Origin of the sequence: Aeromonas sp. HMWF017, from assembly GCF_003061465.1 — a bacterium.
GTDB lineage: Bacteria > Pseudomonadota > Gammaproteobacteria > Enterobacterales > Aeromonadaceae > Aeromonas > Aeromonas veronii.
The window spans coordinates 1-15,274 of the sequence record NZ_QAJD01000135.1 but is presented as its reverse complement, the minus strand read 5'-3'; the positions used below and the strand labels follow the sequence as shown (position 1 = coordinate 15,274).

At 57.3% G+C, this 15,274-nt stretch carries 14 protein-coding genes; 7 read left to right on the top strand and 7 right to left on the bottom strand.

Annotated elements, in window-relative coordinates:
* Nucleotides 1–64 precede the first annotated feature (64 nt).
* From DBR30_RS13185 to DBR30_RS13155, 7 genes are all read left to right on the top strand, one after another.
* On the top strand, nucleotides 65–2,029 hold the full coding sequence (locus tag DBR30_RS13185) for a reprolysin-like metallopeptidase (RefSeq protein ID WP_108588380.1): 1,965 nt from the start codon (nucleotides 65–67) through the stop codon (nucleotides 2,027–2,029).
* Nucleotides 2,008–2,346: a hypothetical protein gene (locus tag DBR30_RS13180; RefSeq protein ID WP_108539451.1), complete on the top strand. Its 339-nt coding sequence runs from the start codon at nucleotides 2,008–2,010 to the stop codon at nucleotides 2,344–2,346. Before DBR30_RS13185 ends, DBR30_RS13180 begins: the two co-directional genes overlap by 22 nt.
* A 304-nt stretch (nucleotides 2,347–2,650) precedes the next feature.
* Nucleotides 2,651–4,831, top strand: a complete 2,181-nt coding sequence (locus tag DBR30_RS13175; RefSeq protein ID WP_108539449.1) for a reprolysin-like metallopeptidase — start codon at nucleotides 2,651–2,653, stop codon at nucleotides 4,829–4,831.
* 176 nt (nucleotides 4,832–5,007) lie between these two features.
* Nucleotides 5,008–5,646, top strand: a complete 639-nt coding sequence (gene pdxH / locus DBR30_RS13170; protein ID WP_005353629.1) for a pyridoxamine 5'-phosphate oxidase — start codon at nucleotides 5,008–5,010, stop codon at nucleotides 5,644–5,646.
* 36 nt (nucleotides 5,647–5,682) lie between these two features.
* Complete coding sequence (locus DBR30_RS13165) at nucleotides 5,683–6,297, top strand: glutathione S-transferase family protein (RefSeq protein WP_108539446.1); 615 nt, start codon at nucleotides 5,683–5,685, stop codon at nucleotides 6,295–6,297.
* Complete coding sequence (locus DBR30_RS13160; protein ID WP_108588379.1) at nucleotides 6,297–7,937, top strand: GNAT family N-acetyltransferase; 1,641 nt, start codon at nucleotides 6,297–6,299, stop codon at nucleotides 7,935–7,937. Before DBR30_RS13165 ends, DBR30_RS13160 begins: the two co-directional genes overlap by 1 nt.
* Before the next feature lie 6 nt (nucleotides 7,938–7,943).
* Complete coding sequence (locus DBR30_RS13155; protein ID WP_064339718.1) at nucleotides 7,944–8,483, top strand: GNAT family N-acetyltransferase; 540 nt, start codon at nucleotides 7,944–7,946, stop codon at nucleotides 8,481–8,483.
* A 112-nt stretch (nucleotides 8,484–8,595) separates the two neighbouring features.
* On the opposite strand, the gene DBR30_RS13150 is transcribed toward DBR30_RS13155, so the two are convergent.
* The 7 genes from DBR30_RS13150 to DBR30_RS13120 all read right to left on the bottom strand — a co-directional run.
* Complete coding sequence (locus DBR30_RS13150) at nucleotides 8,596–9,009, bottom strand: hypothetical protein (RefSeq protein ID WP_108541610.1); 414 nt, start codon at nucleotides 9,007–9,009, stop codon at nucleotides 8,596–8,598.
* Nucleotides 9,010–9,192: 183 nt separating this feature from the next.
* The gene (locus DBR30_RS13145) at nucleotides 9,193–10,323 is read right to left on the bottom strand and encodes a ribosomal protein uL16 3-hydroxylase (protein ID WP_108541611.1); all 1,131 of its coding nucleotides are present in this window, start codon (nucleotides 10,321–10,323) and stop codon (nucleotides 9,193–9,195) included.
* 139 nt (nucleotides 10,324–10,462) lie between these two features.
* Nucleotides 10,463–11,833, bottom strand: coding sequence for an adenylosuccinate lyase (gene purB / locus DBR30_RS13140; protein WP_108588378.1), 1,371 nt, complete (start codon nucleotides 11,831–11,833; stop codon nucleotides 10,463–10,465).
* 129 nt (nucleotides 11,834–11,962) lie between these two features.
* Nucleotides 11,963–12,577, bottom strand: coding sequence for a high frequency lysogenization protein HflD (hflD, locus tag DBR30_RS13135; protein ID WP_005334622.1), 615 nt, complete (start codon nucleotides 12,575–12,577; stop codon nucleotides 11,963–11,965).
* Nucleotides 12,578–12,600: 23 nt separating this feature from the next.
* The gene (mnmA, locus tag DBR30_RS13130) at nucleotides 12,601–13,707 is read right to left on the bottom strand and encodes a tRNA 2-thiouridine(34) synthase MnmA (RefSeq protein ID WP_005353619.1); all 1,107 of its coding nucleotides are present in this window, start codon (nucleotides 13,705–13,707) and stop codon (nucleotides 12,601–12,603) included.
* Nucleotides 13,708–14,010: 303 nt separating this feature from the next.
* Nucleotides 14,011–14,502 carry an NUDIX hydrolase gene (locus DBR30_RS13125; protein WP_181363573.1) on the bottom strand — a complete coding sequence of 164 codons (492 nt, stop codon included), beginning with the start codon at nucleotides 14,500–14,502 and terminating at the stop codon, nucleotides 14,011–14,013.
* A partial coding sequence (locus DBR30_RS13120; protein ID WP_108588377.1) for a pseudouridine synthase occupies nucleotides 14,502–15,274 on the bottom strand: 773 nt, incomplete at its 5' end. The genes DBR30_RS13125 and DBR30_RS13120, both read right to left, overlap by 1 nt.

Here is a 15,274-nt window from a genome sequence, read left to right as displayed (position 1 = left end):
CACGCAGATCGTCAATTGACGCTGCACCATACTTGTTGTCACCAAGGTAGGGCAAGGAGGCTCTATGAAGCATGGCATTGCGGTGATTATCACCAGTTTGTCTGTTCAGGTTGCAGCAGAACCACAGTGGACCTTCATGGATGAAAACTTGGAAAGGGGAGGGGTCTATGATGTGCGAGCTGAAAAGGTCAGAGTGGTGGTTCCTGACAAGCCTTTTGAACCCGGGCATCTCGCCAGTCTATTGACCTTGCCATTGCCGGATGGCACTACGGTGCAGTTTGATGTTCATCCCAATGCCTTGCTCCCGGAGCCTTTGGCCCAGCGCTACCCTTCTATCAATACTTACAGTGGGAAGGCTATCGATCGGGCGGCGGATACAGGCCGATTTGATGTCACCATACATGGTTTTCACGGTATGTTTACCCATCAGGGGCGTACCTTTTATGTCGATCCGCTTCAGGACGGTTTCTCTTATGCCGTTTATGAACAGCAAGATGCCTGGCGGCGACAGGATGTGGATCAGGTGATTGATCCTCATGGTATCGAGCGTGAGCGAGCTGTGCTGGTCGATGGCAATTTGCGCAAGCGCTACACTATCGCCATCTCGGCAACCGGGGAATATACCCAGTATCACGGTGGTACCAAGGTTGCAGCACTCTCGGCGATTGCAACACTGCTTAATCGGGTCAATGAAGTCTATCGCCGTGATGTGGGGGCCGAGTTTCAGCTTGCAGCTGATACGGATAATGTGATTTTCACCGATCCTGCGACGGATCCTTTCACCAACTCGACCCAGGATATCGCCATCAACCAGACCCAACAGGGGGTGTTGCTCAATCCTTCTTTTGATCTGGGCCATCTGCTGGCGACATCAGGCGGCGGGGTGGCGACCCTGAGATCTTTATGCAACCCTTTCAGCCGTTCACGGGGCATGACCGGAGGCTCACAGCCTATCGGTGATGCATTCTTTATTGATTATGTGGCTCACGAATTGGGGCACCAGCTGGGGGCCGAGCACTCCTTCAATGGCATGGCCGACAGTTGTGCAACAGGTCGCAAGGCTAGCTCAGCTTGGGAACCGGGCAGTGGCTCGACCATCATGGCCTATGCCGGGATCTGTGGTGAGGAGAATCTGCAGGTTAACAGCACACCTTTTTTTCACAGCAAGTCGATCGAGCAGATGCGGGCTCTGATGGCCTCTCTGCCCTCCTGCGGCACCGACCTGGCGCTTGCCAATAACGCGCCGGTTGTGGATGCGGGGGGCGATAGGGTGATCCCCGCCAATACGCCTTTCACTCTTGTCGGTAGTGCGCTGGATCTGGATGGTCATCCCCTCAGTTACACCTGGGAGCAGGTTGATCTTGGCAATGCATCCTACAGCGTGGCAACCATGGTGGATGATGGAACCCGCCCGCTGTTTCGCTTTGTTTCACCAACATCGGATCCCCGTAGAACATTGCCCGCCATGAGCTCTCTGATATCGGGTGTCTTGGCTAAAGGAGAGGCGTGGCCTGCGACCAATCGCAATCTCCAGTTCCGCATTACCGTACGTGATGGTCAGGGGGCGGTGAGCAGTGATGAAATGGTGGTTCAGGTGATCAATACCGGCGCGGCATTTGCCATCACAGCTCCGCAGATCGGCGCCATGGTGGCGGGTAGCACTCAGCTAGTGACATGGAATGTTGCCGGGACCGATCAGCCTCCTATCAATTGTCCCAGCGTGGATTTGGCACTGACACAGAATGGTGGTTCTACTTGGACTACGCTGGCAAGCGGGCTTGCCAATAACGGTTCGGCCAGTGTGGTGTTGCCTGCACCGTTGACCAGCACGGCCAGGCTGAAGCTGGCATGCAGCAATAATATTTTTTTCTCTATCAATGGGATAAGAGGTAATGCGTCTGCCACTACGGAAAGTGCAACTGTCATTACCGACAACAATGCGGGTGGCGGCGGTGGTGGTGGTGCAGTGAATCTTATCGTGATCCTCCTGATGGGAGGGATAGCTGGATGGCGCAGGTATTACGGTTAGTCGTCAGTTTGCTGTTTCTGCATATCTGCGTGGCGCCTGTTGTGGCCGCATCACTGACAGAGGCAATAGATGAGAGTCTTGCTGCTCAGGATTATCGGCTCATCGTGCGTGGCGGGCGCGGTGGTATGGCCCCGGGGGTTGTGGAGTCATTGCAAGCAGAAGCGATAACTCGGTGCGGAGTCCGTTATCTGAAAGGGTTCGGTGATGTAATTGAGATGGGCAAGGAGTCGGAGTTTGAGCTGCGGATTGACTATGCCACCCGATATAACCGACAGATGCTGGAAAGGTGCATGCCGGAGGCGATTTCAAGGCCGTAGTGGCTGTTCAACAACGGCGTGTAAATCGGCATGATTGGAGTTATAACTCTAATATTCCAAACATAGTGATAGCCTCATGGGAATGATTCGATGACTCACATATGAGCCCCCATATACTTTTTTGGAGTTTTAACTCTATTAAAAAGAACTGCTGAAAATGCTAACAAAATGAGCTGTTTATAAACTATAACTCACTAACTTTATGATTTTAAATGAAATTAAATTCATTTAATTTTTATTGAAAAAGTTGAATTGTGATTTGCGTCACGTTATTCTCGCCGGCTGTTCAGTCAGGTGATTAATAATGATGAAGTTCACAATAAATGCAATCTCAGTTGTCATCGCAATGTCAGCCAATATCGCGCTGGCATCCCCATGGCATATGGTCGAAGCACACAATAGGCAGGCGGCTGATACAGTCACAACTAGTGCCTATACCAGCTTTAAGGTCGATGAAGAGTTTATTCAAAATCTGCGTGCTGGCGATATGCTGATTACTTTGCCATTACCAAATGGTGGAATGGTGCAATTTGAAGTGCAGCCCTCGTCGGTGTTGCCACCTGCATTGGCCGCCAAGTATCCGGATATCATGACCTTTAAAGGCCATGAAGTGGGCAATGAAAATAATACCGGCAGTTTTGATATTTCCCCACGTGGTTTTAATGGCATGTTTATGCACCAAGGGGAGCAGGTGTTTATTGATGTTCAACGTAGTGGTCTTTATTCTGTTTATTACAAGAAAAATGTAAAGCCGCGGAAAAATGGGCATCATGAAGAGCTGATGCAGAATAATAAAAGTGAGCATGAAAGTGAAAAAAAGCGCTCATTGTTAGATAGTGCAACTAAGCAAGCAGCACAAAAATATAACTTTCCTGGAATAAAAACATATCGAATTGCGATATCTACCACTGGAGAGTACACCACCTCATTTCATGGTAAAATAGGTGCGTTGTCATCTATTGTAACATTGCTGGTTCGAGTCAATGAGATATATGAGCGTGATCTCGGTATAAAATTTATCTTGGCTGATGGCAATGATAATATTATTTTTGACGATCCGGACACAGATCTATTTTTTAATGGAACTAATAAAGACCGCACATTTACCACGCCTACAATAGACCGTGATGATGCACATCGAAATGAGCTTGTTCAACTGTTGGCTCAAAGAGAAACAGATCCTGCGAAAAAGTTAGGTGAGTTTGATATTGGCCACGTGCTGATGACGACCAATTATTCTGGCTTGGCATGGGGGACGCTGTGCGCAGCTCCAAATCTGGATTATTTCGGGAATAAGTCCCTTGGTCGAAACTTGCGATCTAATGCAATGAGTGGAGCCGGTAATGGCAGCTCGGGAGCGGGAATCGCAGAGATCGATGCGATGTTTGTCGATACCTTTGCCCATGAAGTGGGTCATCAGCTCGGTGCAGAGCATATCTTTAATGTCGACCAAGGCGGACGTGTAGCTAATTCCGCTTGGGAGGTTGGTAGCGGTGCGACCATCATGGGTTATCCGGGCAGAGTTGGCATGGGGTCACAAAATCTGCAATCTAAAACGACTGGTTATTTTCATAGCAAGTCCATTGAGCAGATGCTTGCTGTGCTAGCCAGCCGTCCAGATAATTGTGGCGTTGTTGAGCCTATGATCAAGCAAGATATTGATGTGAATATCTCACCAACATCGCAATCAAAAGTTATTCCTGTTAGAACTGCATTTTCACTCACAGGGATTGGTTCTGGTGAAGATGGAATGACCTTTAGCTGGGAACAGGTTGATCTTGGTCGAGCGACAGAGAGTGCATCTGATATATACTATGGGAAATTGAACGATGGACCCTTATATCGTTTTGTGGCGCCTGCAACGTCTCCTGAACGTCACTTTCCTTCTTTGGCTACTCAGCTAAGGGGATATGAACGATTTATGTTGCAACAGCCTGAGCTAATAAAAGATGAAGAGAAGGGCGATCCATGGGTCAATGCACCGCGTACTCTGAATTTCCGTTTGGTGGCCCGTGATGGAAAAGGCGGTGGTGCCTATGATGAGACCTCGGTCGAAGTGGTCGATACAGGTTCACAAACCTTCAAGATATTACCAGCCCCTGACCAGCGTATTCTGGTTGGCAGCCCGACCACAGTGAATTGGCAAGTAGCTGGAACCGACGGTGGCCGCATCAACTGTCAGCGGGTTGATATCAGTTATAGCAACGATGAAGGCAAGAGCTGGCAGCCGCTGGTCAATGGCGTGAACAACAATGGCGCCCATGAGGTGACCATTCCGGCCAATGCTGGCAGCGCTGTTCGCCTCAAGCTGTCCTGTAGCGACAATATCTTCTATGCCATTACGCCAAAACTGGCGACCAAGAGCAGTGATACACCGGCTCCCCAGCCTGAAAGCAATGGCGGCGGCGGTTCGACCGGTCTGTTCGCGCTGTTGGGCCTTGGTATCGCTGTGCTGCTGCGTCGTCGTGAGATCATGAGCTACTAAACCAGATAACCCAAGGGTGAGATTACCCATCTTTGGTACATTGATGACCCAAGCGAAGAGGCGTTAGCCTCTTCGCTTTTTTTGTATGGTTTACAAGGTCGCTTTATCGAGCGCACAATGCCTGCGTCACTCTCTTGATGGTCGTGGAACCATTATTTATTTGAAGGAAAATCAAGATGATGGATGTTGCTGATCTGCGCCGTGAATACTCCCGTGGCGGGCTGCACCGAGCCGATCTGCCGGCCGAGCCGCTGGCGCTGTTCGAGAAGTGGTTGGCGCAGGCTTGTGAGGCCAAACTGACCGATCCCACCGCCATGGTGGTAGCGACGGTGGATGCCGATGGTCAGCCCTGGCAGCGCACCGTGCTGCTCAAGCACTACGACGCCCAGGGGATGGTCTTTTACACCAACATGGGCAGCCGTAAGGCGCAGCAGCTGGAAGGCAATCCTCGTATCAGCCTGCTCTTCCCCTGGCACACGCTGGACAGACAGGTTCATGTGACTGGCCGGGTGGAGAAGATGAGCACCTTCGAGGTGATGAAGTATTTCCACAGCCGCCCCAAGGATAGCCAGATCGCTGCCTGGGTCTCCAAGCAGTCGACCCGCATATCGGCCCGCGGCGTGCTGGAGGCCAAGTTCCTCGAGCTCAAGCAGAAGTTTGCCAATGGCGAAGTGCCGCTGCCGAGCTTCTGGGGCGGATTCCGGGTGGTGATCGAGACGGTGGAGTTCTGGCAGGGGGGCGAGCACCGGCTGCATGACCGCTTCTACTACACCCGCGACGGGGATGGCTGGCATATCGAGCGTCTGGCTCCCTGATCGCGCTGTTCAAATCTGTTTTCACAAGGAGTGTGTATGCGTCTGTATGGTGATCTTCGTTCCGGCAACTGTTACAAGGGGTGGCTGCTGGCCCGCTGGCTGGAGCTGCCCCTTGAGTGGGTAGAGGTCGATATTCAGGCGGGGGATACCCGTACCCCCGCATTTCTGGCCATGAACCCCAACGGCAAGATCCCGGTGCTGGAGATTGGCCAGGGCGATACGCTGGCGGAATCCAATGCCATCCTCTTCTATCTGGGGCAAGGCAGTGCCTTGTGGCCAACCGATCCGCGCCAGCAGGCCGAGGTGCTCAAATGGATGTTCTTTGAGCAGTACAGCCATGAGCCCTACATCGCGGTGGCCCGCTTTATCGTTCACTATCTCGGCCGACCCGAGTCGCAGGAGGCGCGGCTCGACGGGCTGAAAGCCGGTGGCGAGAAGGCGCTGGCGGTAATGGAGCAGCAGCTGAAACAGAGCCCCTACCTGTGCGGTGATGCGCCGACCATCGCCGATATCGCCCTTTATGCCTACACCCACGTGGCAGAGGAGGGGATCTTCTCCCTGCAGGGGTGGCCAGCTATCCGTAGCTGGATCGCCCGTATCGAAGCCCATCCCCGTCACCTGACGCTGCCAGCGGCCTGTCAGGCCAGCTGATGGAACTGCTGATCGAGGCCAGTCTGTGGCAACCGCAGTGGGCTGCGCTGTTGCTGCACTGGCAGCAGCAAGGTCATCGCTGGCAGCTGCTGCTGGGCAAAGAGGCGGCGGCCGCCCTCGATCAAACCGATGCACCCTGGGCGAGCAGCCCTCCAGACGGGGTGCTCTGCCCGGGAGCCCTGCTGGCTGCCTGGCTCGATGGGGATCTGCTGGCGGATTTTCATGTTGATCCCAGCCGCCAGGTTCTGATCAGTGCCTCTACCTCCCTATTGACCCTCGCCAAGGAGCAGGGACTGCTCACCCTTGGCCCTGTGGGGGCCGATCTGCCGCTCACCCCCGAGGCCGATTTGGGCGCCGTGCTCAATCGCCTGCTGGCGCGCCGCGTGACGGTGCCGACCCTGGCTGAGGGGCATTCGCTATCAGGTGTCGTATTGCGACAACTGCAGGCCGACGATGAGCGCGAGATAGTGCGCTACTGCAGCGACGAGGCGCTGGCGCGCTACACCCTCAATATTCCTCACCCCTATCCGCCGGAGGGGGCCCGCGACTGGCTGGCGCTCAGCTGGCGCAAGGCGGGGCTTGGCCTTGGCTGGAGCTGGGCCATCACCTTGCCAGAGGAGGGTGGGGCTGCGCTGGTCGGGGTGATCTCCTTGCACTGGAATGGCGAGCTCGCCTGGTGGGTGGGCGTGCCCTGGCAGAATCGCGGTCTGGCGACCCGGGCCGCCAGCTTGGTCAAGGGGTTCGCCTTTGACCAACTGCAACTGCCTGCGCTGACGGCTCGCCATATGCCAGACAATTTAGCCTCCGGCCGGGTGATGGCAAAAATGGGGATGTACTATCGCGGTCAGCGCCATATCAGCGGTCGTCAGCCGTGCGAGGTGAGTTACTGGCGACTGGATCGTGCCCTCTCCTTGCCAGCCCCCCTGCTTGATGAGGTCACTCGCTGGCTTGAAGATGAGCGGGTCGCCGTGGTGATCCTGTGGGATCCCGCAACGAGCAATCGGCAGAGTGCCAACGGCATGCAGGCTATCTCGCTCTTTGTGGATGAGAGGGGCGCGGGGGAGGAGCCCTACTCTTTGAACTGCCCGCCGCATCTTGAGCGGTTGCTGGCGCTGCACTGTTATCCCGTCGATCTGCTGGCGCAGGCCGAACCGGAGCAATTGTCCCATTTTGGCGGCGTCTTGCTGAAAGACAGGGATGAACAGGGGCTGGCGTGGTTGCTGCAATTGGCCGCGCTGCAGCGGCAGGGATCAGCGCTGCTCAGCCGCGAGGAGCGCGCATCACGGCTCTACTGGTTCAACCAATTGATGGCGCAGGCGCTGGGCGGCAACGGTGACTCGTCGCAGATACGCTATCAGCAGTTACGGCTGCTGGTGGAGCTGCCGGAGCTGGTCGATGAGCTGGATGGCTGTTGGCATCAAACGCCCGAACTGACCTTTGATCGGTTGGCGCGGGAGGCTCCCGCCCTCTGGCTGGCCTACCGCGAGGCGATGAACAGGGTCACTCCGGCTACGCTAACCGCCTTGCAGCAGCAGTTTGCAGCTCGTTTTCCTGAGTGCACCCTCCCATTTTTGGACAAAGGTACTCAGAATGACCAGCCGTTGTGTGGAATAATGCCCGCTCTGCTGTACGAGGAGTAATACCTGATGTTGAGAACCGAGCGCCCCGGTGACATGCTGCCGGTTTATGAGCTGCTGAGTGCCGCCTTCGGTCGTTCCGATGAGGCCGAACTGGTCAACCGCCTGCGCGAATGTGGTGCTGCCGTAGTGACCATGGTCGAAGAGGAAGAGTACGAGTTCATGGGGCACCTGATGCTAAGCCCGATCACCATTAACGGCATGGAAGGGCCCTGGCTCGGTCTGGCGCCGGTCGCGGTTCATCCCGACTGGCAAGGTCAGGGGATTGGCTCGGATCTTATCCGTGAAGGGCTTGATACGGCGCTCGAAATGGACTGGAAAGGGGTGGTGGTACTCGGGGATCCGGCCTATTACAGCCGTTTCGGTTTCCGCCCGGCCAGCGAGTTTGGCCTGCACTGCATCTATGAGGTGCCTGCCGACTGCTTTATGGCGATGGAGCTACAGGAGCACGGTTTTGCGGGTGTGCAGGGAGAGGTGCTCTATCATCCCCTGTTTGATGAACTCCCCGACGAGCTGCCGGACGCACAGGCAGAAGAGTCCCATTTCTAGCGAGACGTTGTTGTAGCAAGAAGTCACAGCGACAAGTCATAACGAAAAAGCCCTCATCGAGGGCTTTTTCAGTTTATATCAGTCCCTGCCGGGCTTATTCGAGCAAATTGATTCAGGCAATGATGTCGAGCTGGGTGCCCTTGCGTTTATCTTCACCCACCATGTTACCCATCTGCTGGGCGAGCGGGCTCTGTTGGAATTGCATGTAGTCGCTCAGATTCTGCTGGCGCTGGTAGCGATTGGCCGCCTGATAGAGTTCAGCAGTGCTCGGGCCCGACTTGCTGTCGGTCTCCTGACCGCTGGCCTCCAGGTAGCGCTCCACCACGGCTTTATCTTGCTGGTTAGCCGTATAAGAGACCGCCAGGGTTCTGCGAGCCGTTGCTTTCTCTTCGCTCTGTGCCTGCAATTCATCCTTCTTGATCAGCGCTTCGTTACGGGCCTGACTGACCTGCTCGGGTGTGACAGCCGGAGAGGAGGGGTATTTGCCGTAATCGGGCAGCGGCATGGGCCGGGAGGTGATTTGCATGGTGGTGCTTCTCTTGTGAACAGGGACGGACGCATGATACCCATCGATCTTAGTTCAATAAATAACCACTTGTCGGTTCATCAAGAGTGGGTTCAGTTTCGCGCATCGATTGTTAATTGAACCACCACTGAGTGACAAAAAAGGCGCCATAAGGCGCCTTTTTATCCTTCGCTTACCGCCGGATCAGTTGAAGAACCAGTAACCACGGTTGACCAGACGGGTCAGCAGTTGCAGGAAACCGGCCTGATCGGCCAGCTCCACCATGTCGGCCTGGGTGATGATGTCCTTGTCGCACAGGAGCGAAATGGCTGCCGCGTCTTCGCTCTGCAGAGTCCAGGCTTCGCCGTCGATGAAGCACTGCTGGCTCTCGCCGCTGAACCAGACGGTGCGCAGACCCGGCACCTTGATGGCGGACTCGCCCTGGGTCAGCAGGTCGGCTACCTCCTCGGCGCTGTAGTCCGGCTCGACCGGATTGACGTCCAGATCGTGCTTGGCCTCGGATATCATGGTGCCGAACCACTCCTTGAACAGGGTCTCGTCATCGAGGGCCTGCTGCATCAGCTCGCGCAGACGGTGCAGCTCGTGGGGCTGGATCTCGCCGTGACGGGCACGAGGCTTGAGATCGGCATCGCCGTAACGCTCGGTACGCACCTCGTTGTCGATCAGATGATCGGCAAAGGAGGAGATAAGCGCCTTGGCATCTGGTGCGCGGAAACCCACCGAGAAGTTCATGGAGGGCTCGATGGCGTAGCCTTCGTGGGGGAATCCGGGCGGAATGTAGAGGATGTCACCCGGCTCCATGATGACGTCGATGATCGCCTCGAACGGCTCGCAGTGCAGCAGGGCGGCGTGGGCGGCGAACTCGTTGAGCGGCTTGGCATCGCCAACCCGCCAGTGGCGTTTGCCCAGACCCTGGGTGATAAACACATCGTAGTTGTCGATGTGGGGGCCGACACCCGCATGGGGGGTGGAGAAGCTCACCATCACATCGTCAAAGCGCCAGCCCGGAATGAACTGGAACGGCACCGCCAGCTCGTTCACCTCGGGGGCCCAGTGGTTGCAAGCCTGTACCAAAATGGTCCAGTTCTCTTCACTCAGATGGTCGTAGGATTCGAAGGGGCCGTGGGCAGCATCCCACTTGCCGTCGAAACGGGTGACGAGGCGGGACTCTACCACCTCCTCCATGGCCAGACCCGCCAGCTCGTCCGGGCTGATGGGATCCTGAAAGTCCTTGAAGCCACCCTTGATAAGGAGCGGGCGCTTCTGCCAGTAGTGCTCAAGGAAGTGAGCGATATCCAGATTGAGTTCGTACATGCTGTTTCTCGTGTCTCGCAAAGAGGTTTTGCCCAAGGCAGGCTTGGGAAAAGCCACTCGGGATCCTGCCGTAGCAGGGAAAATAACAGGGGCCCTGTGGCGTATCGTGCACAGGGCCCCTTCGTCACTGCCGGTTGGCTTACTTCAGCAGATCGACCAGACGCTGGGCGTCGCCAATGTAGTTGGCCGGGGTCAGCTTCTTCAGCTCAACCTTGACCGCTTCCGGCAACTCCAGAGTGTCGATAAAGGTGCGCATCCCTTCAGCATCGACGCGGCGACCACGGGTCAGCTCCTTGAGCTTCTCGTAGGGCTTCTCGATACCGTAGCGGCGCATCACGGTCTGGATCGGCTCGGCCAGCACTTCCCAGTTGGCATCCAGATCGGCGGCCATGGCGGCGTCGTTGGCTTCCAGCTTGGAGATGCCCTTGAGGGTCGCCTGATAGGCAATCAGGGAGTAACCCACCGCCACACCCAGGTTGCGCAGCACGGTCGAGTCGGTCAGATCACGCTGCCAGCGGGAGATGGGCAGCTTGCTCGCCAGATGCTGGAACACGGCGTTGGCCAGACCCAGATTGCCTTCGGAGTTCTCGAAGTCGATGGGGTTGACCTTGTGCGGCATGGTGGAGGAGCCGATTTCACCCGCGATGGTGCGCTGCTTGAAGTGACCCAGGGAGATGTAACCCCACACATCGCGGTCGAAGTCGATCAGGATGGTGTTGAAGCGGGCCATGGCGTCGAACAGCTCGGCGATGTAGTCGTGCGGCTCGATCTGGGTAGTGTAGGGGTTCCAGGAAAGGCCCAGAGAAGTCACAAACTCCTCGGAGAACTGGTGCCAGTCCACATTCGGGTAGGCGCTAAGGTGGGCGTTGTAGTTGCCGACCGCACCGTTGATCTTGCCGAGGATCTCCACCGCCATGATCTGCTTGAACTGACGCTCCAGACGGTAGGCGACGTTGGCCATCTCCTTGCCCATGGTGCTCGGGGTGGCCGGCTGACCGTGGGTACGGGAGAGCAGCGGCATGTCACGGTACTCGTGGGCCAGACGCTTGAGCTCGTTGATCAGCTTTTCGCAATAAGGCTTGATGACCTCTTCGCGGGCAGTTTTCAGCATCAGACCGTGGGAGTTGTTGTTGATGTCTTCCGAGGTACAGGCGAAGTGGATGAACTCGCTGACAGCCGCCAGCTCCGGGTTCACTTCGACTTTCTCTTTGAGGAAGTACTCCACCGCTTTCACATCATGGTTGGTGGTGCGCTCGATCTGTTTGATACGGGCGGCGTCACTCTCGTTGAAGTTGCTGACGATGCCGTCGAGCAGGGCGTTGGCGGCCGCACTCAGGGCTGGGACTTCCGGGATCCCGGCGTGGCTGGCCAGTTTCTGCAACCAGCGAACCTCGACTTCAACGCGAAAACGCAGCAGGCCGAATTCGGAGAAGATAGGGCGCAGGGCATCGGCCTTGTCGCCATAACGACCGTCAATCGGGGAAACAGCAGTCAGCGCGGACAGCTCCATGGGGTGAACTCCTGATGATTTGTGTGGGGGATCCGTATCCACTCGCGCGTGGGGCTGAGTCGTCGTCAGGGCGGATGTGCGGCTGTTCACCCTGATGTTGACCTCGCTTGCCCGCGCGCGAGCCGATGATTAGTAACGTTTGGCCAGCTCCACCATCTTCTTGCGAGCGAAGATGATCTGGGTGCGGCTACCACCGAGCTGGCGCCACAGCACGCAGGCACGAATGCCCGCCAGCAGCAGGGCGCGCACCTTGTGCTGCACCAGCGGTTGCTGCAGGAACAGCGGGGTACCCGCAACCTGGATGCGCGGCCCGATGGGGCTGATAAGATCGCTGTAGATGCTCGCCATGTTGGCCAAAATCTGCTCGTCGAGCAGATCGAAGTGCTGTTGCTGGCGGCCAATCTGGCTGATCCGCTCACCCAGCATATTGAGAATGTCCTTGCGCTTGGCCAGCTTGCGCTCCAGCGCAATCAGGCTCACCACGTAGCGGGTCAGCTCGGCATTCTTCTGGCTGCCGTCGGCACCCAGCTGCTCGACCAGCGCACGGTAGCCGTCGCGAATGGCCAGATGGGTGTTGTTGAACACCTCGAGCGGCTGGCTCGGGTTGGTCACCAGAATGCTGGAGAGGCTCTCGCGCAGGGCGGCCTCGTCACAGCTGCCGTCTCGGGCCACCTTCTGCACCAGATACGCGGCCTGGCAGATGCCGGCAAAGGCCATTGTTCTGTCTTGGAATTTATCGCTCACGTCTGCTGCCTTCTGTTAAGGATTCAAACCGGATGGCTGAAACGCTGTTCGATGATGCCACCGCCCAGACACACTTCCCCGTCGTAGAAGACGGCGGACTGGCCCGGGGTCACCGCAGCCTGTTTCTCGTCGAAGATGACCCGGATGGTCTCGTCGTCGATGGGCTGGATCAGACAGGGAATATCCTGCTGACGGTAGCGGGTCTTGACGGTGCAGCGACGCGGCTCGCGAATGGGGGTGCGATCCACCCAGTGCAACTGGCTGGCAATCAGGCCATCGGAGTAGAGGCGGGGATGTTCGCCCTGCGCCACCACCAGCACGTTGCGCTCGACCTCTTTGTCGACCACATACCAGGCCTCTTCGGTGGCATCTTTGCGACCACCGATACCGAGCCCCTTGCGCTGGCCCAGGGTGTGATACATCAGACCCTGATGCTCGCCGATCACCTTGCCATCCACGGTCTCGATCTTACCGGGCTGGGCTGGCAGGAACTTGGCCAGGAAGTCCTTGAACTTGCGCTCGCCGATAAAGCAGATGCCAGTGGAGTCTTTCTTCTTGGCGGTGATGAGATCGAGCTGCTCGGCGATGCGGCGCACCTCGGGCTTTTCCAGATCGCCAACCGGGAACAGGCTCTGACCCACTTGCTTCTCGCTCAGGGTATAGAGGAAGTAGCTCTGATCCTTGTTGGTATCGAGACCGCGCAGCAGGCGCGGGCGGCCTGTGCTGTCGTCACGGCGCACATAGTGGCCGGTGGCGATGTAGGTGGCACCCAGCTCTTCGGCGGCAAATTCGAGGAACGCCTTGAACTTGATCTCCTTGTTGCACAGGATATCCGGGTTCGGCGTACGGCCTGCCTTGTACTCTTCGAGGAAGTGCTCGAACACGTTGTCCCAGTACTCGGCGGCGAAGTTGATGGTGTGGAGTTTCATCCCCAGCTTGTCGCAGACGGCCTTGGCATCAGCCAAATCCTGGGCGGCAGAGCAGTACTCGTCCGTGTCGTCTTCTTCCCAGTTCTTCATGAACAAGCCTTCGACCTGATAGCCCTGCTGCTGGAGCAGGTAGGCCGAGACGGAAGAATCCACGCCGCCGGACATGCCGACGATCACCTTGATTTGGCTGTTGTCTGTCATTAGTCGAAGTTACCAGTTCGTTTAAACGGGGCGTATTCTACCAGAGTTTTGCGCCCCCGGTCACATATCCATGCCGCAGTTCCCATCAGGAGCCTGATAGCAGGAAATCGTTTTTCTGTTTGTCAGTACCATGATGAAAAAATGGTTCCAAACGATATCGGATAGCCTGTTCACGATCTGTCACGAGAGGCCGTCAGCAAGGTAAAGAGCAGCGCAGGAACCGGAGCGTATATATATACGTGAGGATTCCGAGCAGCACATGAGCCTTGATCACGGCCTCGCAGTAAGAGCGTGGGCAGGCTCTCAGATGAAGGCCTTGAGTGCCGACAGCGGCAGCCGTGTCCCCGCCAGATAATCCTGAATGCACTGCCACACCAGGGGGCTGCGTAGGGCCGGTTTGCACTCGGCAATCTCTTCCAGAGTGAGCCAGTGGCAAGCCAGCACATCGCCGTCAGGATCCTCTGGATGGTGCTGACCCGGCGCTTTTTCAAGGTCGAAGATGATGGCGGTGCGCACATAGGTGGCTTCGCTGTCGGCCGGTTTGAACAGATAGGTACCAAGCCAGGCGGTCGGCGCGGCGGTCAGACCCGTCTCCTCTTTGAGCTCGCGGCAAGCCGCGTCAAGCAGGTTTTCCCCCGGCTCCACATGGCCGGCGGGCTGGTTGAAACGGCGCTGGCCTTTTATCTCCTCTTCCACCACCAGAAAGCGTCCCTGCCACTGCACCAGGGCGGCGACCGTCAGGCGCGCCTCCATGCGGGCGTGGCTGGTGGCCGATTGCTCTGCCTGATTGCTCATCATGACTCCTTGTCGCTGCTATTGGGATTGCCCGTACGGGCGGGTCTGCGTGCCGTTCCTCGCCCGCTGCTGCGGGGTTTGCCGCCGGTCGGGTTCGTGGCTGCGCGCTCGGTTGGGTGAGTGCTGCGGGGACGCTCGTCCCGTCTCGGCTGGCTGACCCGCCGTGGCGCCTCCCCTGCCGGTTTGGCGTTACCGCCTGAACGGGATGAGGAGGGACGCGGGCGGCTGTTGGAGCTCGGCGCCAGCTCGGGGGCGGGCAGGCTGCGGCTCTCGCCGGGTGCCAGACCATCGAGGGTCCAGTCGCCGATGGCGTAGCGAATAAGGCGCAGGGTGGGGTGGCCGATATGGGCGGTCATCCGCCGTACCTGCCGGTTGCGCCCCTCGATAATCTTGATCTCCAGCCAGCTGGTGGGAATCTCTTTGCGCTCGCGAATGGGCGGATTGCGCGGCCACACCGCAGGTTCATCCATGATGCGCGCCCCGGCAGGCAGGGTCATGCCGTCATTGAGCTCCACCCCGGCGCGAAGGGCGGCCAGTTTCTCCTCGCTCGGAATACCTTCCACCTGAACCCAGTAGGTCTTGGGTGTCTTCTCCCCCGGCTGGGTGAGACGCGCCTGCAGCTTGCCATCGTTGGTGAGCAGCAACAGCCCCTCGCTGTCGCGGTCAAGCCGCCCTGCGGCGTAGATGCCGGGCTCTTTGATGTAATCCTTGAGGGTCTCCCGGCCCGCCTCGTCGGTGAACTGGCAGAGCACCATATAGGGCTTGTTCAGCA